16 protein-coding genes and 2 pseudogenes are annotated in these 19,168 nt (G+C 39.8%); 7 read left to right on the top strand and 11 right to left on the bottom strand.

Going from position 1 to position 19,168, the window contains the following annotated elements; all coding sequences use genetic code 11:
• The first annotated feature begins 130 nt into the window (after window positions 1-130).
• The 3 genes from LG003_RS12305 to LG003_RS12295 all read left to right on the top strand — a co-directional run bounded on the left by LG003_RS12305 (window position 131) and on the right by LG003_RS12295 (window position 1,379).
• Window positions 131-367: an HNH/ENDO VII family nuclease gene (locus LG003_RS12305; protein WP_262980869.1), complete on the top strand. Its 237-nt coding sequence runs from the start codon at window positions 131-133 to the stop codon at window positions 365-367.
• 8 nt (window positions 368-375) lie between these two features.
• Complete coding sequence (locus LG003_RS12300; protein ID WP_225816017.1) at window positions 376-795, top strand: SMI1/KNR4 family protein; 420 nt, start codon at window positions 376-378, stop codon at window positions 793-795.
• 245 nt (window positions 796-1,040) lie between these two features.
• Window positions 1,041-1,379, top strand: coding sequence for a hypothetical protein (locus tag LG003_RS12295; protein ID WP_262980847.1), 339 nt, complete (start codon window positions 1,041-1,043; stop codon window positions 1,377-1,379).
• A 57-nt stretch (window positions 1,380-1,436) separates the two neighbouring features.
• Here the strand turns inward: LG003_RS12295 and LG003_RS12290 are convergent.
• A pseudogene (locus LG003_RS12290) lies at window positions 1,437-1,529 on the bottom strand (IS3 family transposase); the annotation flags it as partial.
• A gap of 109 nt (window positions 1,530-1,638) precedes the next feature.
• Here LG003_RS12290 and LG003_RS12285 point away from each other — a divergent pair.
• Entirely contained in the window at window positions 1,639-1,974 is a 336-nt protein-coding gene (locus LG003_RS12285; protein ID WP_262980846.1) for an immunity protein YezG family protein, read from the top strand.
• Between the two features lie 81 nt (window positions 1,975-2,055).
• A pseudogene (locus LG003_RS12280) lies at window positions 2,056-2,169 on the top strand (phosphate acyltransferase); the annotation flags it as partial.
• Between the two features lie 214 nt (window positions 2,170-2,383).
• On the opposite strand, the gene LG003_RS12275 reads toward LG003_RS12280, so the two are convergent.
• The 10 genes from LG003_RS12275 to astC form a co-directional block, all read right to left on the bottom strand.
• Window positions 2,384-3,073, bottom strand: coding sequence for a hypothetical protein (locus LG003_RS12275; protein WP_262980845.1), 690 nt, complete (start codon window positions 3,071-3,073; stop codon window positions 2,384-2,386).
• Window positions 3,074-3,683: 610 nt separating this feature from the next.
• A complete protein-coding gene (locus LG003_RS12270) occupies window positions 3,684-4,334 on the bottom strand; it encodes a hypothetical protein (protein ID WP_262980844.1) in 651 nt (216 codons plus the stop codon).
• Window positions 4,335-4,749: 415 nt separating this feature from the next.
• A complete protein-coding gene (locus LG003_RS12265) occupies window positions 4,750-5,418 on the bottom strand; it encodes a hypothetical protein (RefSeq protein WP_262980843.1) in 669 nt (222 codons plus the stop codon).
• A gap of 626 nt (window positions 5,419-6,044) precedes the next feature.
• Window positions 6,045-6,812, bottom strand: coding sequence for a class I SAM-dependent methyltransferase (locus LG003_RS12260; protein ID WP_262980842.1), 768 nt, complete (start codon window positions 6,810-6,812; stop codon window positions 6,045-6,047).
• Between the two features lie 290 nt (window positions 6,813-7,102).
• Window positions 7,103-8,557, bottom strand: a complete 1,455-nt coding sequence (locus LG003_RS12255) for an amino acid permease (protein ID WP_262980841.1) — start codon at window positions 8,555-8,557, stop codon at window positions 7,103-7,105.
• A gap of 98 nt (window positions 8,558-8,655) precedes the next feature.
• A complete protein-coding gene (astE, locus tag LG003_RS12250; RefSeq protein ID WP_262980840.1) occupies window positions 8,656-9,642 on the bottom strand; it encodes a succinylglutamate desuccinylase in 987 nt (328 codons plus the stop codon).
• Window positions 9,643-9,654: 12 nt separating this feature from the next.
• Window positions 9,655-10,998, bottom strand: coding sequence for an N-succinylarginine dihydrolase (astB, locus tag LG003_RS12245; RefSeq protein ID WP_262980839.1), 1,344 nt, complete (start codon window positions 10,996-10,998; stop codon window positions 9,655-9,657).
• A gap of 49 nt (window positions 10,999-11,047) precedes the next feature.
• Window positions 11,048-12,523, bottom strand: coding sequence for a succinylglutamate-semialdehyde dehydrogenase (astD, locus tag LG003_RS12240; RefSeq protein WP_112877630.1), 1,476 nt, complete (start codon window positions 12,521-12,523; stop codon window positions 11,048-11,050).
• Between the two features lie 2 nt (window positions 12,524-12,525).
• Window positions 12,526-13,557 carry an arginine N-succinyltransferase gene (gene astA / locus LG003_RS12235; protein ID WP_112877632.1) on the bottom strand — a complete coding sequence of 344 codons (1,032 nt, stop codon included), beginning with the start codon at window positions 13,555-13,557 and terminating at the stop codon, window positions 12,526-12,528.
• Window positions 13,558-13,578: 21 nt separating this feature from the next.
• Window positions 13,579-14,787, bottom strand: coding sequence for an aspartate aminotransferase family protein (gene astC / locus LG003_RS12230; protein ID WP_112877634.1), 1,209 nt, complete (start codon window positions 14,785-14,787; stop codon window positions 13,579-13,581).
• A 1,741-nt stretch (window positions 14,788-16,528) separates the two neighbouring features.
• On the opposite strand from astC, the gene LG003_RS12225 reads away from it, so the two are divergent.
• Together LG003_RS12225 and LG003_RS12220 are read left to right on the top strand one after the other, a co-directional pair.
• The gene (locus tag LG003_RS12225; RefSeq protein WP_112877638.1) at window positions 16,529-17,269 is read left to right on the top strand and encodes an SDR family NAD(P)-dependent oxidoreductase; all 741 of its coding nucleotides are present in this window, start codon (window positions 16,529-16,531) and stop codon (window positions 17,267-17,269) included.
• 583 nt (window positions 17,270-17,852) lie between these two features.
• Window positions 17,853-19,168, top strand: a 1,316-nt coding sequence (locus LG003_RS12220; RefSeq protein ID WP_262980838.1) for a ShlB/FhaC/HecB family hemolysin secretion/activation protein, incomplete at its 3' end; no start/stop codon positions are given.

The following is a 19,168-nucleotide window of genomic DNA, read 5'->3' as shown; positions in this document are numbered from 1 at the left end:
AATATAACCATATATTTATATATGGTTATATTGGTCAGCAGAGCCAATTGCATTTCAAGGAAATAAGGTTTATCAGAGAAATGATATATTCGATCCGAAATATATTGACTGAAAATCAGGAAAAACGAACATAGAGCTAATGTCATCCGGGCGTGCACCAATCGGTACAGATGGTAAGCCAGTGAATCTTCACCACATGTTACAGAAACAAGATTGTGCAATTGCAGAAATTACACAATCTTTCCATAAAGAAAATCATAGGGTTATACATATTAATGACAATAGTATTCCTTCAGGCATAAATAGAGCAGAATTTAACAAATGGCGTTCTAACTATTGGAAAGATAGAGCCAAAAGCTATAAATAGGTGTAAAAATGAATAACGATTTAGATAAAATTATCAATGAGTTAAAACTTCTATCTGGTGGAGAAACAAGCAACACAGATCTACCAGACGATGAATTGCTAGCACAATATGAGCGTGAGATTGGTTTTACTTTTCCTAATAACTATAAAAAAGTTTTAAAGGAAATAGGGAATGTTTTCTATGGCTCCATAGAGTTATTATCTGTAACTAAAGATAAACAAAATTATGGTGAGTTATCACAATCTCTTAAAGATGCAAGAAAGTTAGGAGTACCTAAAGACTGGTTACCTATTTGTGAAGATAACGGAAACTACTATTGTCTCCTTCCTAGCGGTCAAGTTAGATACTGGTCCCATGATGGCTATAGTGATGAAATGTGGTCAGATATCACTGATTGGCTCCAGCAAGTATGGATAAATGGCAATTAATAAATACTCTGCCAAGAGTTTGTAAATAGATTTACGTAATTTCTCGTTAATAAAATGACCACTCTCCCTGTGTTAGCCGTACGCTAACACAGGGGATTTATAGCCCCCGTCACATTACAGGGCGAGATCTCATATTTTTTGAATGGGTATTTTATTTAAAAATAAATCGCATTTAATTCAAAAAACCTATTGGATAGTTATCAAAGACCGATAAGAGAAGGATTTATAAATGCACCGGGGGGTAAATGATGGTAAGTGATGATGAACTTTATTCAGAAATTGGTCGTATATTATATGAAGCGGCTCCTGATGATGCACAGCGGATTTTACTGGATGTAGAGTTATCTCCCGAAAATGATCATGCTAAGTTTCTATATGATTATGTTAATGAAAATGGGTGTAAAAAGTGGTTTTTACCCCCATCTCCAAAAACAGACAGAGATCTTATAGAAAATTTAGCAATGCTGCGTAAACACTACGTGGAAAACAATCTGACTAGCGGTCGTCCTGTATGGTATGGCTGTGTCGTCACTGTTGACCTTGAAAACATGAAAATCAGAATAGAATTCAAATACGAGGACTAACCTGAAAGTGATCCCTGCCATATATTGCAGTGACCCCAAAAAGTTGGTCAGGTTACACTAAGCAACTAATAATGCCTGAGTTCGGAACTCTACTGGACTCAGGCGATTCAATTTTAAGCGAGTTCTTTCATGGTTATAGATGTGAAGATAAAGCCTACTTATTCTGGTGATAGTCTTAGACCTGACAAATTTACTGTGAGTTATTCAGTAGATAATGGTAGAGTTATTGACAGAGTCTTCCAAATGCTCCGAACGAAAAATGATGAGAGATGATCAAGGGATTTATAATAATATTGGTAAGGCTTTATTTTCTATAGCTCCTGATGATGCATCTAAGGTCATTGTTAATGTTTCATTAGAACCCGAAAATGATAGCGGTGAGTTTACTTACGATTACGTTAATAAGAATGGCGAAGAAAAATGGATTAATGATACTTATGATGCCAGTCCTCAGTTGTTAGATTTACTGGTTGAGTTAAGGATCTATCTTTTAGATAATTTTAAATCAGAGAAAACACCTTTTTGGCATTCCTGTGTTATCACACTTGATATTGAAAAAGTGAAACTCAATGTAAATCTCAAATACGAAGATTAACCCGAAAACTATCCCAGCCATTACGCTGGGATCTTCTTTGCCCCTACTTGTTCTCAAGAAGCCAAATCATCAACCGCTTAGAAAGTTCGTGAAGCAACTCGTTTGGCTCAGGAAAAACGTCCAGATCTGATCATTGATGGCCCATTGCAATACGACGCCGCAATTATGGCAGACGTGGCGAAATCCAAAGTACCAAAACATCTCGCTGAAAACCTTGGCAAATATATTGGTGGTCAATGGATCTTAGTTGACGTCAATATGGATAAATTCGATAACAGAGCAGAACGGTGCACGTAATGAACCGCAAAAAACAATTTAATCGTGCCGCATATTGCGGCACTTTATATTTATCTGCACAAATTTAAGGTTGATAATTATATGGTAACAGAACAGAGGTTAAACCTTATTTTTATGGCTTTTTCGGTAACAATACATAAGCAACTTTATGTTGTATTCTTTTTTCTGATAACCATTGATTAAATTCATCACCTACCTTATATTTATCAGGCTTACAGCTACTCACTTTATCACCCGATGTTCCTGTTCTACCAAGCCCATATGACCCTCCACCTTCCGCTTTAATTTTACACCCATGTCCTCCTTCTTTTATTGGTGTACTGAATTCTTTATATAACCAACCAGCTCCTTCTGTAGTGAATTCTATAGTAATTTTTGGCTTTTCATCCTTATTTTTATCTTTCGGAAATTTTTTTGCATAAGTATATTCAGGTGCAATTCCACAATAGCTTTCTTCTTTAACACAAGGGATTGCATTATATCCACTTTTGTCTAATGATATATATTCATTTTTGCCCATCCCTCTATACCAATACTGTGCTGTTACTTCCTTAGCCTCCTGATTATGAGTAGAAGTGTTATTTAATTCAACGTCATTTCTCTTTTCAAAACCGCTTAATTTCGCTCTAAGTTCGCAATTTTCATACAGCGACATCACTTCAGTATTTTGCAGGCCATTGCTTCTTATTACTTTTTTTACCTCAGTTCTAACTTCCTCCGGATCTTTCACACAGGCCATACTGAAACTACTAATAGCTAATAAAAATGGAGAAATAAGGAAAATTTTTTTATTCAAACTCATATTTCTCTCCTTGCTTTATTTATGGTTTTAGCACTCAATGGAACAAAAATAAATTTCATCATTATTAAGTTGAAATATAATTTAAGACATAAATAATAATTTAAATCACAATTCAGGCATAAATAAGAAATTAATAACAATAGAATATTACAATATAAATCATTTAATTCAATTAGTTATTATTTCCTTTCTAAAGTAAGTATAGATTATTAGATCAAAAAACACAAATTACAAAATCATTAAATTAAAAAAATATCTTGCTTAAACATATAAAATAAATAAAGAAAATTTCAACAATATATAAAATAAAAAATTTATCAACATTCACATGTTATATATACAACATAATAACTACTGATTTTTCATATCATAACAATCTAAATAACCTCACAAGATTGCAATTACACTCGACCATAAAATTTATAAAAAACCACATGATCATTTATAACTATTGTAAAATATTTTTCAATGAAAACACTTATACTATCTAACTGCACACAATGAACTACAAAAAACAAATTAATCGTGCCGCATATATGCGGCACCTCACCTTTATATTTATCTACGTATATTCAAGATTGATAATTGCATAGTTTCAGCACAAATAAGCTTATTTTTTCTGTTTCTTTAATAATACATACGCGACTTGGGCTTGTACTTTATTCTTTGATAACCACTCATTAAATATATTTCCTATTCCGCGTTGTTTATATGCAGAATCACAACTTGCCGATGTTCCTGTTACACCAAGCCCATACGTTCCTCCACCTTCGGCTTTAGTCTTACACTTATGTTTAGTTGTAAAGTCATTATATAACCAGCCAGCCTTTTCCGTCTTAAATTCAATAACAACACCTGGTTTTTTATTCGTTAGATAACTTTGTGAGTAAGTGAATTGAGGCGCAATTCCACAGAAACTGTTTTCTTGAACGCAAGAAATTTTCTCGTTCCTATTCTTATCAAATGTTTGATATTCCTTTATCTCCATTCCTCGATACCAGTACATCGATTTTTCTGCCTCATTATCACTATTTGCGGTTTTACTACTCTTTAGCGTAAGTTTATTTGGTGTGTTGTCTTTCACTCTAAGAACACAATTTGTGTATAAAGACATTACTTTGGTTTTTGCCAATCCATTTGCAGTTATTGTATCTTTTACCTGATTTCTAATGTTCTCCGGATCTTTCATACATGCCATACTAACACTGCTGATAGCTAATAAAAGCGGGGAAATAAGGAAAACCTTTTTATTCAAACTCATATTTCTATCCTTGCTTTATTTGTTTTTTTAATATCTAATTAAATGAAAATAGATTTCATCATTATATGTTGATTTAAAAACACTATTACAGACAATATATAACAAACTAATCAATATATTAATCTTCATTGTTATTATCTGTCGCAAATAAGGTAGATTATCTAACTGTAAAAAACAAAAACAAATTCCAATATAATTAAATTAAAAAATATTTAATTAGAATATATGAAAAAAACATAGTAATGAAATAAGAGAAAAAACAAATAGTTACATGACAATATGCCTTTTGAAAAACATTTCACAATGAAAATTTTCTTTTCCACCTAATAGAGTTCCTTCTGTAATCAAGAAAAAGCACCAAAGCCAGCCAGGCATTCGGTGCTAAAAAGAGAGTTTAAAGCCGATAATGACATGATTATATAACAGATATTAAGGATGAGTTCGGTATAGGTAATTGCACATAAGAAATTGTAGCCTCTATTTTAGCTGGCTTTTCTGATAGCCACTTATTAAACTCATCCCCTACCTTATAACCTTTAGGCTGACAATTTGACTTATCTTTTTTCAACGCGCCTATTCCACCCAACCCATATGATTCTCCTCTTGATTCAACATCAATTTTGCAGTTATGTTTAATCGTAAATTCATTATATAGCCAGCCAGGTTCTACTGTACTAAATTCTATAACGAATTTTTTATCTTCTCTCATCGGATAGCTCTTGGCGTAAGTATACTCAGGAGAAATTCCGCAAAAACGATTCGGAATGTTAGCACAGGGAACTCTTTTAAAGTTATTACTATCAAATAATTTATATTCCTCTATTCCCATTCCTCGATACCAGTATATCGCTATCTCTACACGTTCATCCCTATTTTGGGATTTATTATTAATTAATATAATTCTATTTCCGGTATTCACCACATCCAATTCGCAATTTTTATACATAGACATCAATTTAGTTTCTTGTAGCCCATAGCTTTTTATTATATTGCTCACCGTTGGATCAATATTACATGCCATACTAACGTGACTCATAGCGAATAAAAAAGTGGAAATAAAGAAAGCTTTTTTATTTAAACTCATATTTTTCTCCTTGCTTAAATTATGATTTCGGTATCCAATGAAACGAGAATAAACCTCATTATTATCATTAATATACCCACATAGTCTTTAACGTAAATAATAACTTAATTCACAATCCTGCTATAAATAAAAACTTAGCAACAAAATAATATTACAATATAAATCATTTGATCTAATGAGTTTATATTATTATTTTCCAACTTAAATAAAAGTAGATTACTAAACCAAAAAAGACAAACTCAGACACAATTAATAAAACTTTAATTTAAACATCAGAATAAGATAGCAAAGAGACAAAAATAAAATAATTTCAATCACCTATATAATTGACAACCTGAGAATTATTACCATATTACACATGCAATTAAATAATCATTATATTTTTATTCCATAATAATCTAAATAATATTATTTCATCATTGCAATAATATCTCAATAATTCATAAAATCTCCATTGACAATAAAGACCAATAATTATTTATTTAAGGAAATCTGGAGAATAGCAGACATGATGTGTTGTCTAACCAGAAACAGTGAAGTTGAGAGCTGACCGAAGGTTAACACCATTATTCAGATAAAATGTGTAAGATACCTCCCTGCCCAATAGGGCAAAGAGGTAAAAGATATCACGGGCGATAACCAATAAAGGCCACGCGCGACAGCCTTCTTTCGATTGAGACTAACTGTGTGGTGGACAAGAAATTCTGCATCCGCTCAAACATTTCTTCACCCTCCATTGCAATGAATTGCTCCCTGCGCTTCTCGCGCCCGGCATGCCAGCGCTCACTAAGCTCAACAACGCTTTGGGTAAGATCCACCTGCCTTTCGAGGCAAAGACCCGCCTCGCTGATTAAACGCTCGTTCAATCCGATCGGAGTGTAGAGAAAATAACCTGGCATACCACGTACCACGATCTCGTCTTTACTAAGCATGCCTGTTACCAAAGTAGGATCAGTATACAAAAACCGTCCTCCGGGCTTAAGTAGTCGGCACCACTCACGCAACAAGGCCAACCGATCCGGAATATGAATTACAGAGTCGATGCACCATAGCGCGTCAAAGGTACCGTCGGGAAATGGCAAAGGTTGACGAACATCACTATCGACGAAGTTACTTCGGTCTTCCAGTCCAAAATCCGCCGCAAGTTGTCGGGCGGTAAGAAGACCATCAGGATGAATGTCAACCACCGTCATCCGACAGCCACCGGTCCTAGCCAAGAACAGGACAGGTCCCCCGGACCCACTGCATATATCCAGCACATGCGAGCGATCGGACAATTGAAGCCATTGGGAAAACTTTCTAAATTCGTCAACAGGGGACCAGTTGTTCTGCCCCAAGTCTTCGCCATAGGTTTCTTTGCGTACCTCAGATACCGCTTCCGCTAGAGAAATCACGTAACATGAAAGCCTGTTTAGTAGCGAAATGGCTAAACATTTTGTAGGTGCAAGCTATTCGGCTTAGCTAATGGCTCAATCGGGAGTGAAATCAAAAGAAATAACGCAACTTTGACTAAAATATCTGCAAAGGCAAGCCCCGGCCCGCCAAACGATTTGATTATCACCTGAGTTAATTGTTTGGCATCCGTTGAATATCGTACAATCAAATGAGCCGTTTCGGCTAATATGAGATCGCCATTGAAGCTATTTTTCTATCTGCTTCAATTTATTATTTCTCAGTTAGCTGCCTATGAACGAAAACTCTCTTTTGATATCTGATAACGTTGTTCTTCCTGTGCCTCATTTCTCTTTTTTACGCGCCATAAAATACTTAACATAATAAACCATAAAGGCGTGCCACAGAGCGCGACCAGGGTATCTGGGTCAAAAACCATTACCACTATAGTAAAGATGAAAAAAATCAGGGTCAGCCAAGTCATTAACATCCCCAAAGGCATCTTAAATATTGAACGTTTATGCACATCAGGGCAATTCTTACGATAAACCAAATAGGCAACCAAAATCACACACCAGCTATAAATCACCATAATCGAAGCAACGGTTGATACAATAGTAAATAACTGCATGACATTCGGTACAATAAACAAAAGTGACGTACCAACCACCATACAGAAACAAGAAAATATCAGACTATGTACAGGAATCGCTGTATTGCGAGAAAGAATTTTAAATTTCTGGTGTGCGTTTTTTTCCGTTGATAAGCCATAAAGCATACGTGTACAAGCATATAATCCACTATTAGCAGAGGACATTGCTGACGTTAATGCAACAAAATTAACCACTGCGGCAGCGGCAGGCAGACCCGCCAAGGCAAATAGTGTCACAAAAGGGCTGGTTTCAGCTGAGATCCGTCCCCAAGAAGTGACGGCAATGATGCTCAACATGGAGAAAATATAGAAAATCATAATTCTCATCGGGATATAATTAATTGCTTTCGGCAATATCTTTTCCGGATCTTTTGTTTCTGCCGTCATCGTGCCAACTAACTCAACACCGGTAAAAGAAAAAATCGCTATTTGAAAACCAGCAAAAAAACCAAAAATACCATTTGGCAAAAATACCGATGGATCAGTCAAATTATTCACAGAGGCGATCATACCATCCGGTGATTGCCAGCCTACCATCACCATACCAACACCAATAATAATTAGCGCTAAAATCGCAATGACCTTAATTATGGCGAACCAGAATTCAGTTTCACCAAATAAGCGGACAGAAAGAAGATTACATGTACCCAGTAAACCTAGCGTTATAAATGCGGGCACCCAAAGAGAAACACCGGGAAACCAATATTGAATGTAGCCGCCACATACAACAACATCAGCAATACAAGAGACAATCCAACTCATCCAATAAGTCCAGCCGAGAAAAAAACTGGCTTTGGTACCTAAATAATCCGATACAAAATCAGCAAAAGAGCGATAATTCAGTTTAGTCAGCAGCAATTCTCCCATTGCCCGCATCACCATATAGACAAAAAAACCAACAATCGCATAGGTAATAATGATCGATGTACCCGATACAGCAATGGTTTTTCCTGACCCCATAAATAAACCTGTGCCAATAGCACCACCAATGGAAATCAATTGAATATGACGTGCACTCAACCCTCTATGAAGCGTTTGTGTATCAGCAAATTTCTCTGCCGAAAGGTTTTGTTTAGTTTTATTATTTTTTATCATGATAATACCCGTCCGTCATTAAAGAAGCAGTTGACTGCTAAATCTTTCTGAAGAAGAAGTTTTTACGGCTTCAGGAAGAAAATGGAATAATGTCTTATTTATTTAATTATTTTTTCATTTAAAGCAAGTAACAATCCTGCCCGTAATCCATTAGCAACCTCAGCATTAGGAAATAAAATAAACTTCGCCGGAAATTTAATTTTCCAATGGCGATCATGTTGGCCGGCGATTTCAAATCCTTCTGGCAATTCAGTAAAGTTCAAGGTATCTGCGGGGATATGAAGTTGAAAACTGTCGTGACTCTTAATAATGGAATTAATTACCTGGTAATGTTTCAGCTCAGATTTAATACGTGCTGTTATTGGCGATAAAGAAATTAAACCATAAAGCGCATCCGTAATTTTTTGAAATCTGGTTAAATCATTTTCCCCAAAAGACATTGCTTTACCCATCTCCATTGTACAACTATCCGCCCCAAACTTTTCACTCAGAAAATGGCTGAAAGTCCCAGCTTTCTCACGATGATAAACCAGCGCATCAATATCGCTGTCATGCAACCATTGCATAAATTCAGCAGAAAAAGGGCGATTCTGAGCAGGTAACAAGGCAAATTGCTCATGGTGAGAAGCGCGTATAGCGGTATGCAGATCAATATGCCAGCGAATATTTGCCGACGACACCAAAGGTTCAGCAAAAAAGCGACTCACAACGTCTTCAAGTTCAGCCGCACGTGATCGCTCATTTCCTAGCGGAAAACTCAGGTAACGGCCACCAAACATGCGATTCAAATCATGATGTAAATAACGTCGATTCGCACGCATCGCAGGCAAATTACCGAAGATGATCAACAAGTTATTTTTTAGTGTTAACGTGCCATCCGCCAACTGTGCAAGTAACTGAATCAATATTTCAATAGGCGCGGTTTCATTACCGTGAATACCGGCAGAAATCACCAAAGACCGATTTCCCCCTTCATGGGGAATCAGTTGCAATGCCCCTTCTGCCAACCAATGCGCATTTATTGTTTCCGGAAATATCAGGTGGTCGGCAAGTTTTTTTTCAAGCAATAACGTTAACAGATCCATATCTGCTCCAATTTAGCGTTGAAATTCATAGATCGATCCTAAATTCAGGATCTGCGTAAGCTCATCCAGCGCGGTATAAACTTCGCGAAGTAATTGGGGATCGGCCAGATCACTAGCACATAATTCATCACGATAATGGTGCGCTATCCATTGGGTCAGGCGCTGGTGAAGTTGTGTATTCATCAATGTTGCGGGATTAACAGCACGAAATTCAGCATCGTTGAGTACCACCCTCAGACGCAAACAGGCCGGGCCGCCGCCATTACGCATACTTTCCCGCAAATCAAAAACACGGACTTCATTAATAGGCGAAGAGGTTTGTGCACTCAGCGATTGCAAATAATCCCAGACAGCGGAATGTTGGCGGCACTCTTCAGGAACAACGATCACCATTTTCCCATCAGTTTTACTCAGTAACTGACTATTAAAAAGATAAGCATCAACCGCATCTTTGATGCTGATCTGCTCAGCAGGCACCTTAATCGTGACAAAATTCTGTCCCAATATTGCCATTTTCTCTTTAATTTCGGTCAGAACCTGAGACTGATTAAGATAAGCATACTGATGGTGAAAAAGGACATTTCGGTTGCTGACCGCAATCACATCGTTGTGAAAAACCCCACTATCAATAGCAACCGGGTTTTGCTGGACAAAAACGGTTTGTGCCGAATTAAGCTGATGCAACCGCGCAATCGCTTCGCTGGCTTCCAATGTTTGCCGGGCAGGATAACGTTTAGGTGCCGGGCCGCCGCGAAATGCGCTACGGCCATAGACAAACACCTGCACGCCCGGCGTATCATAATCACCGCCAAGGCGATTATGGTTTGCTGCCCCTTCATCACCAAAATCTTCATGTTGTGGAAGCGCGTGATGATGGACAAAATAGTTTTGATCAGCAAACGTGGCTTTTAACGCGGCTGCCGTCGTTTCTATTTCCAGCGAACGGTGCAATTTATTGTTTAAATTAGCTACCGTGAAATGAACTCGCTGATCAGCGCTATCCGCCGAAGGCGACACGGTTGCCGCATTTGCGGTCCACATTGATGAAGCAGAACTCAGTTTTGATAATAACACCGGAGAATATTTGGCTGCTTTATGCAGTATCTGCTCATCACTGCCCACAAAACCTAAATTACGCAAGGCTGGAATATTAGGGCGTTGTTGAGGAGGAAGCACTCCTTGAATAAACCCCTCATCAGCCAGCGCTTTCATTTTCATCAACCCTTGCAGCGCGGCTTTACGCGGGTTAGATATGCTGTCCTTATTATTAATCGAAGCCTTATTACCCACAGAAAGCCCCGCATAGTGATGGGTCAGGCCGACCAACCCATCAAAATTTGCTTCAAAACCAGCCATAAATCCCTCTGGAAAAATTGTATAAATTGAAACCTATCCCGTTAAACGGTTATTCAGGGAAATGAAGCCCCGGCGCAAGCGTTTCAGGTAAAGTGAGTTCGTCGGCAACCAGAGATGCCATCGGCCAGGCACAGTAATCAGCAGCATAATAAGCACTAGGTCGGTAATTTCCTGACGCACCAATGCCACCGAAAGGCGCTTTACTGGAAGCCCCAGTCAACGGCTTATTCCAGTTCACAATGCCCGCTCTGGCATCTTCCGACAGACGTTGGAACAGAGCAGCATCCGGCGAAATTAAACCGGTAGCCAATCCGAATCGGGTGTTATTGGCAATTGCCAGCGCCTCATCAAATGTGTCATAACGCATAAGCATGAGCAGCGGCCCGAAATACTCCTCATCAGGAACATCAGCGACTTGGCTAACATCAATAATCCCTGGGGTCAACAACGTTGATTGCGGCTGGCATTGCTCCAGCGAAACCAAAGAGATACCACCCAGTTTTTGTAGCCGATCTTGCGCTTCCAACAGATTCTGCACCGCCTGTAGAGAAATGACTCCACCAATGAACGGTTGAGGTTGGGCATCCCAATGGGATGGTATGATCCGCTCTGTCACCTCCACCAGACGCTTAATCACCGCATCTCCGTGCGCACCATTTTTGACCAACAATCTACGGGCACAGGTGCAACGTTGACCAGCAGAGATAAACGCTGACTGCACAATAGTGTAAACAGCGGCATCAATATCGTCGCAAGCATCGACGATCAATGCATTGTTTCCCCCCATTTCAAGTGCCAACATTTTCTCTGGCTGACCGCTAAGCACTCGGTGAAAGTGAAAGCCAGTATTGGCACTTCCCGTAAACAGCACGCCATCAATCTGCTTATCCTCCAGCAATGCTGTCCCGGTATTGCGTGCTCCCTGAACCAGATTGAGCACACCTGCGGGCAAACCGGCTTTTTCCCATAGTTTCACCGTCTCTTCTGCGGTCATCGGTGTCAATTCACTCGGTTTAAACACCAGTGTATTACCCGCAATAAGCGCGGGAATAATATGACCATTAGGCAAATGTCCGGGAAAGTTATACGGACCAAAAACCGCCATCACGCCGTGAGGACGGTGACGCAGTAAGGCACGGCCGTCTGGCATAATCGTTTCTGATTCACCGGTACGCTGTTCCCACGCTTCGATAGAAATAGCCGCTTTACCTATCATGGATTGTATTTCAGTCCGAGTTTCCCATAACGGTTTACTGGTTTCCTGACTGATAACACGAGCAAGCGTCTCTTTCTCCTCATTCAGCAAAGCCGCAAACGTCTGAACGACCTTAATCCGTTCACTGGCGGGCAAATGTGACCAGCCATAAAACGCTTCGCGGGCAGCACGACAAGCGGCTCTGACTTGCGAAGCATCGGCGCTGTTAGCTTGCCACAGAATCTGTTGATCTATTGGGGAAAATTTAGTTATCGACTCACCCTGCCCCTCAATCCATCTTCCCCCAATGTAATGTGCTTTATAATTCATGCTTAATTTTCCTTTGGAAAGAGACTAACCCGTCGCACCTGATCCCCATCGCTTACTCGAAGTGCATCCATCTCTGCGGCTGTTAAAAAAAGTTCATTACTGTCACACGCCACATTCAATAAAAGCGCTCGAAATTCACTAAACTGCTGATTGGCAACGATACAAGGAACACCATCATCTCTGGTCACTGATTCGGCTTTACTGACAGAAACGAGACGACTCTCTTTTACCGCACGTATCCGGTCAATCTCAGCCTGTAATAAAGCGCCGCCATCAAAAATATCGATATGACCTTGATAAATAAGACCTTCTTTTTCAAGAATTGCCCGCGCGGGTACTGTTTTCTCATGGACCTGCCCAATCACCTTCTGTGCCTCAGCAGATAATAAGGAGATATAAATAGGATGAAGGGGCATGAGTTCGGCAATAAAGGTTTTCGACCCAATACCGGTTAAGTAATCTGCCTGGGAAAAAGGAATACCAAAAAAATGTTGTCCCAGTGAATTCCAGAAAGGGGAATTTCCTTGCTCATCTGCAACCCCTCGCATTTCAGCGAATATAATTTTAGAAAAAATATCCCTAAATGCGGCGATAAAAAGAAAACGTGCTTTGGAGAGAAATACCCCATTTCTTCCCTTCTGATATTCCGGATCAAGGAACAAAGTACACAATTCACTGTTACCGGTCTGATCTTGTTCCAAAGTCAACGCTTCAATAGCTTTATAAATTCCCAATTCACGTGATGAACGAATGGTTTTTTGTACCCGAAAGTTATAAAACGGCTCCTCCAGCCCAACCGCCACTTCGATAGCACTGACACCCGCCACACGATTCACGCTGATATCTTCCAGCACAAAAAGGAATCCCTGCTGAGCCCTAGTCAGTTTTCCCTCAAAAGTATCAACGCTACGTGCAATGCGTGAGCGTAATTGCTCCAGGTTATTGGGAAAAGATGTCAAACCTATACCCGCGCGTTGAGATAAAGACTGAACCCCATTTAAGTCACTATGCCGGACAGCTCGGAAAAGCATCATAACGTCACCTTCAATTTACTATTAACCTACAAACCGCATGATGGCACTTTCAAGACGAACCAGACCTTCATCAATATCAGCAAATTCGATATTTAATGCTGGCGCAAAGCGCAACACATCTGGACCCGCGATCAAAGCAATTAATCCCTCCTCTGCTGCCAAGTTAGTTAATTGCTTCGCCTTACCTTGCCAAGCCTTATCCAATTCAGCACCTAAAAGCAGCCCTTTACCTCGCAAGCAACTGAATATTTGGTAACGCTGATTCAGTTTCGATAATTTATCCATGAAGTAATCATGACGTTGCAAAACGCCGGTGAGCAGCTCCGCCTGATTAACAATAGAAAGCACCTTATTGGCAACTGCCGCCGCCAGAGGATTACCGCCAAACGTGGTACCGTGCGTTCCAGGTTGAAAAACTGCTGCAATATGTTGTTTTGTTAACATAACGCCGATAGGAAAACCGCCACCGAGACCTTTAGCACTGGTAAGAATATCAGGCTTAACATCATATTCCTGATAAGCATAAAGGTATCCTGTACGGCCCACCCCAGTTTGAATTTCATCAAAAATAAGCAGCGCTTGAAAACGATCACATAAGGTACGTAATTCCTGTAAGAATGCAGGATCTGCGGGAATAACACCGCCCTCACCGATAATAGGTTCGACAATAACCGCACAGGTATTTTCAGAAATGTGTTCTCTGATCGCCGCTAAATTATTATAAGGAAGATGCGTAATTTCTTGCGGGAGAGGGGCATAATCTTGTGAATATTTTGGCTGCCCTCCTACTGTAACGGTAAATAATGTTCTACCATGAAAAGAGTCTTTAAATGAAATAATCTCATTCTTATTTTTTCCATATTTATCAGCGGCATATTTTCTGGCTAACTTTAATGCTGCTTCGTTAGCCTCCGCCCCTGAATTACAGAAAAACGCTTTATCAGCAAAAGTATTTTCCACGAGTCTTTTTGCTAATTTTAGGACAGGTTCATTGGTGTAACCATTACCTATATGCCATATTTTATCAATCTGAGAAATTAACGCATCCTTTAATTCAGGATGTGCATGCCCTAATGAATTAACGGCAATTCCACCGGCAAAATCGATATATTCCTTGCCATCTTGATCCCATACTTTCGAACCTTTGGCCCGAACAGGTATGAACTTAGCAGGAGAGAAACAGGGTACCATATAGTGTTCAAACCAACTTCTCTGAATATTTTCTAACATAGATCATTTCCCCTTAAAATAGAGAGCACACGGATGAGAGAAAGTAATATGCCCCGCATCATTTTTCGTCTCACACTTACACAACTTATTTAATGTATGCCAAGTAAAAGGTTTACCAAACTGAAACCTAAAAAGCCTTAAAAATAATAAGATTACAGGATCTATTTAATATTATTCTTATTAATCCCATGACTATTTCCTAAAACATAGTTGCTCAGCCATTAGACAGATACTGTTGCCCATACTTAACAAAGTCAACACAAGTTGTACACAAAAAAAATACTTTTTGATCTTGTTCAAAATTCCAAAAAGTATTTTTATGCACAATTTATGCACTTTGCGTGAATAAAAATCGAATAAAAAGTGCATAAATTAAATCTACTACATATAGATAAAACGAATAAATAAATAATTATTCATTAATAACGCTAGAAATTTATCTACTTAAATGTAAAATAAGATTTGACCGAATTTAATTTTCAAAAATCAGAGTAAACCGATAACCAAAACAACAAAAGAGGTGAACAATCTGACAATAACTTAATATAAAATTAACTATCCAGTTAAGAAAATTGACTATAACCTAAATGCTCTTAAATTTCAGCCCCCCCTCCTGCCTATTGAGATTATTTGTAACAAATTGACCGTATTGTTCCCTACCTCAATGATTTACTTAGATTAGAGAAACAAGTAAAGTCTTTTCAAGTGAAAACGATTCAATAGCGATTATCACTTTCCTCAATCTTGTTTTTACATAGGAAAAACCGATAACCCATTCATACCGAATGATAACACCATCGCCAAATAATTAATTATTTCTTAATATATTAGCATTAAAGAAACATCTCCATCACAACTGATTACCAACTTCCTATTCAGGGGCTTAAACTTACTACTTTGTGGCTGAAATAATGTAAATCATCTTTACCATCAATTTACCATTCCAAATCAGAAATTTCATTTTCTCCTATTTTTAAAATAATATCATTTAATTTACTAAACTTTATTATTAAAAGTAGAACCATTATCTGCATTTACTATGCATAAATGCTAAATAACATTATATTTTATTTTCTCTCTATTAGTACCAAATAAAATTATTAGAAAACATAAAATACTTTTAAACATAAACCAAAAAAATTAGCGGAAATTATAAAAATTTTATTTTGACAACCTATGAAAAACACGCTATACATTCTAAATAACAGGTATGATATTAATTCAAAATGCGACTTATTATTTACAAAATCATCCAATATAACAACTTATAAAAAAATATAATATTAAGTGAAAGAATAATTTATTAAGCGTTATCTTACGACAACAAAATAATATCTTTAACATAAATAAAAAAAGATCAACGTAAACTAAAACTAATTTTATCACCTATTAAACCTATTAAAAATATTGGATTATCTAATAGACCAGAATATGCCACGGGCTGGTATAGAAAGATATTCACAGACGCAGAAAACATATATATCCTATGGATTTCAAGATGCATCGCGGCGGCAAGGGAGCGAATCCCCGGGAGCATAGATAACGATGTGACCGGGGTGAGTGAGTGCAGCCAACAAAGAGGCAACTTGAAAGATGACGGGTATATTCCTTATTCTATACCACAGAAGATGTTCTATACCGCAGAATAAGAAAAAACTATTTGCCGTCAATCCCAAGCTCATACTACCGACGCTTAAGGATAGTATGAACTTAGTTTGTATCATTTATAGGAGTAGAATATATGACTTTAGATTTTAACGATAAGGTGGCAATCGTTACCGGCGGTGCAATGGGTATTGGTGCTGCAATATGCCGCCGACTAGCGGCAAACGGCGCGAAAGTTGTTGTGGCTGATCTTGACGGCAACGCGGCTCAAGCCCTCGCCAATGACCTTGATAAGGCTATTGCCATTCAGCTTGACGTCACCCAAGCGTCCGCGGTGGAGCGCTTAGTGGCCCAAACGGTAGAGACCTTCGGAGCGCTGCATCTGGCAGTCAACAACGCAGGGATAGCCGGCTCGTTTCATCGGACCGTGGACTATCCGTTGGATGACTGGCATCAGGTCATCAACGTCAATCTGCACAGTGTGCTGTACTCAATGAAGTACGAAATTCCCGCGATGTTGGCTTCTGGCGGTGGTGCGATTGTTAACATGGCCTCGGCCGTAAGTAGTGTTGGTCTCGCCAACTCAATTGCATACGTAGCAGCTAAACACGCATTGCTAGGCATGACAAAAACTGCTGCGCTGGAGTATGCAAAACAAGGGATCCGAATTAACGCCGTCGGGCCCGGCTGCATCGACACACCATTGATGTCTAGGATCGACACCGATGCAGTCCAAAAAATGATCAAACATCATCCTGTCGAACGCCTCGGAACACCAGATGAAGTCGCTGCACTAGCTTGCTTCCTATTATCTCAGAATGCGTCTTTCATTACCGGTAGTTACCACCTCGTTGATGGTGGATATACCGCACATTAACCTCCTCAATATCTTAGATTTTAACGGAGCATCATCATTCAATTCTGAGCCATATTAAAACGGCCAAGATGAGTATCGCTTTTTCCTGTCGGAGCCGGTATTTTTCTGCCGGGCTTAAACCCTTGATCTGATGCTCTACTCGGTAAAGTGACTAAATTAGGCTCAGCGCGATATCGGCTTTGCCCGTTTTGTTTTTTCCTTGTGCCTGCTTTGCGCCCATAAATTTCGGTCTGGCGGCTGAGCTAAAAGTCATCATCCACATAATCAAAAAAGATAATATTTCATCACCAATTTACGACAATCATCACTTTTTCAGTGATTACATCCTGAAATAAAACATCATAAATGTGATTAATATCACATAATTAACACAAAAAATGAAATTAATTTGAAATTATTAGTATTGGTTATTAAATGATTAATATTAATCTGTTTTTTATACAATGTTGTCACAAAATAATCACATTGGCCTGTTTTTTGCTTTTCAATATAACCCCTTGTTTTTGCTGCTAACTTAACCAATCCCCTATTTTAGATGCCCGGTTGATCATCAATCCTAAATATTGATCGCTAAGTTAAATTCGTGGTTAATACCGCTCTGGCATTGTGGAATAGAAAGTCAATGAAAAGCAGTATTTTAGTGTTTGCGGTTTTTTATAGCGTGGTTTCAGGCAGTCAGGCCGCAGACCTCTCAGCACAACAACTCATTCATCAACAGGCACGCCAGCAAGCCCTGGAGGCGCAATTAGCCCCACCCTCTGCGGAGGTTCACCTGTCTGTCCCCGAACAGGCGGTGTCTTCCGCCTTTCCGCTGGAAACGCCGTGTTTTCCGATCACCCGTGTCGTGTTGGCCGGCACTGAAAATTTCCCGCACTGGTTGCCGTTCAGGCGTGTCGCTCAACAGGGCGAAAACCATTGCCTCGGCGCTCAGGGCATTAACCGGCTGATGACCCGATTGCAAGATCAGCTCATTAATCACGGCTATGTCACCAGCCGGGTTCTGGTTCCTCGTCAGGATCTGCATACCCAAACGCTAAAACTGGTGATGATACCGGGCAACATCCGGCATATCCGCTATACCCCCGATAGCGGAAAATATATCCAGCGGATAACCCCCTTTCCCGCGCGTGAAGGAAAATTGCTGGATTTACGGGACATTGAGCAGGGACTGGAAAACTTGCAACGTTTCCCGACGGTTCAGGCGGAGATGAACATTGTCCCGGCAGAACAACCGGGGGAGAGTGATATTGTGCTGGACTGGCGTCAGTCACGGCACTGGCGAGTCGCCACGTATCTGGATGATACCGGGTCCAAAAGCACCGGCCGTTATCAGGGCGGATTAACCTTTTTTCTGGATAACCCGCTGGCGTTAAGCGACCTGTTCTATCTCTCCGGTGGGCGCGATATTCATGCGTCTGCCGGGAAAGGCAGCCAAAACGACACGCTCTATTACTCGCTGCCCTTCGGCTACTGGATGGCGAGCGTGACCGCCAGTCATTACGATTATATGCAGACCATCGCCGGGCTGAATCAGGCGATTCAATACCGGGGCAAAAGCCAAAACCTGGCGATCCAGATCAGTCGGGTGCTACACCGCAACGCCGACCAGAAAACCCTGCTCAACGGTGAAATTTATCGCCGGGCGTCCCGTAATTTTATTGACAACACTGAAATCGATGTTCAGCGCCGGGAAACCGCAGGCTGGAAGCTGGGGCTGTCCCATCATCACACTATCGGCAACGCCACTCTCGATACCCGGGTGACTTACCAACAGGGCATGCGCTGGTTTGGCGCGCAACCGGCGCCGGAAGAGTATCGCAATGAAGGGACCGCCTTACCTAAAATCACCCAATTCTCGGCGACGCTGGCCGGGCCGGTAACGCTGTTTTCTCAACCCTT

The organism is Photorhabdus kleinii, from assembly GCF_025384885.1.
GTDB lineage: Bacteria > Pseudomonadota > Gammaproteobacteria > Enterobacterales > Enterobacteriaceae > Photorhabdus > Photorhabdus kayaii.
This window is presented reverse-complemented; position numbering and strand designations above follow the sequence as displayed.

Excerpts from the sequence above, each read along its gene's own strand:
- LG003_RS12275 (WP_262980845.1), bottom strand. The coding sequence starts at position 3,073 with ATGAGTTTGAATAAAAAAATTTTCCTTATTTCTCCATTTTTATTAGCT.
- LG003_RS12295 (WP_262980847.1), top strand. The coding sequence starts at position 1,041 with ATGATGGTAAGTGATGATGAACTTTATTCAGAAATTGGTCGTATATTA.
- astA (WP_112877632.1), bottom strand. The coding sequence starts at position 13,557 with ATGATGCTTTTCCGAGCTGTCCGGCATAGTGACTTAAATGGGGTTCAG.
- LG003_RS12285 (WP_262980846.1), top strand. The coding sequence starts at position 1,639 with ATGATGAGAGATGATCAAGGGATTTATAATAATATTGGTAAGGCTTTA.
- LG003_RS12270 (WP_262980844.1), bottom strand. The coding sequence starts at position 4,334 with ATGAGTTTGAATAAAAAGGTTTTCCTTATTTCCCCGCTTTTATTAGCT.
- astC (WP_112877634.1), bottom strand. The coding sequence starts at position 14,787 with ATGTTAGAAAATATTCAGAGAAGTTGGTTTGAACACTATATGGTACCC.
- astB (WP_262980839.1), bottom strand. The coding sequence starts at position 10,998 with ATGGCTGGTTTTGAAGCAAATTTTGATGGGTTGGTCGGCCTGACCCAT.
- astD (WP_112877630.1), bottom strand. The coding sequence starts at position 12,523 with ATGAATTATAAAGCACATTACATTGGGGGAAGATGGATTGAGGGGCAG.
- LG003_RS12300 (WP_225816017.1), top strand. The coding sequence starts at position 376 with ATGAATAACGATTTAGATAAAATTATCAATGAGTTAAAACTTCTATCT.
- LG003_RS12225 (WP_112877638.1), top strand. The coding sequence starts at position 16,529 with ATGACTTTAGATTTTAACGATAAGGTGGCAATCGTTACCGGCGGTGCA.
- LG003_RS12255 (WP_262980841.1), bottom strand. The coding sequence starts at position 8,557 with ATGATAAAAAATAATAAAACTAAACAAAACCTTTCGGCAGAGAAATTT.
- astE (WP_262980840.1), bottom strand. The coding sequence starts at position 9,642 with ATGGATCTGTTAACGTTATTGCTTGAAAAAAAACTTGCCGACCACCTG.
- LG003_RS12265 (WP_262980843.1), bottom strand. The coding sequence starts at position 5,418 with ATGAGTTTAAATAAAAAAGCTTTCTTTATTTCCACTTTTTTATTCGCT.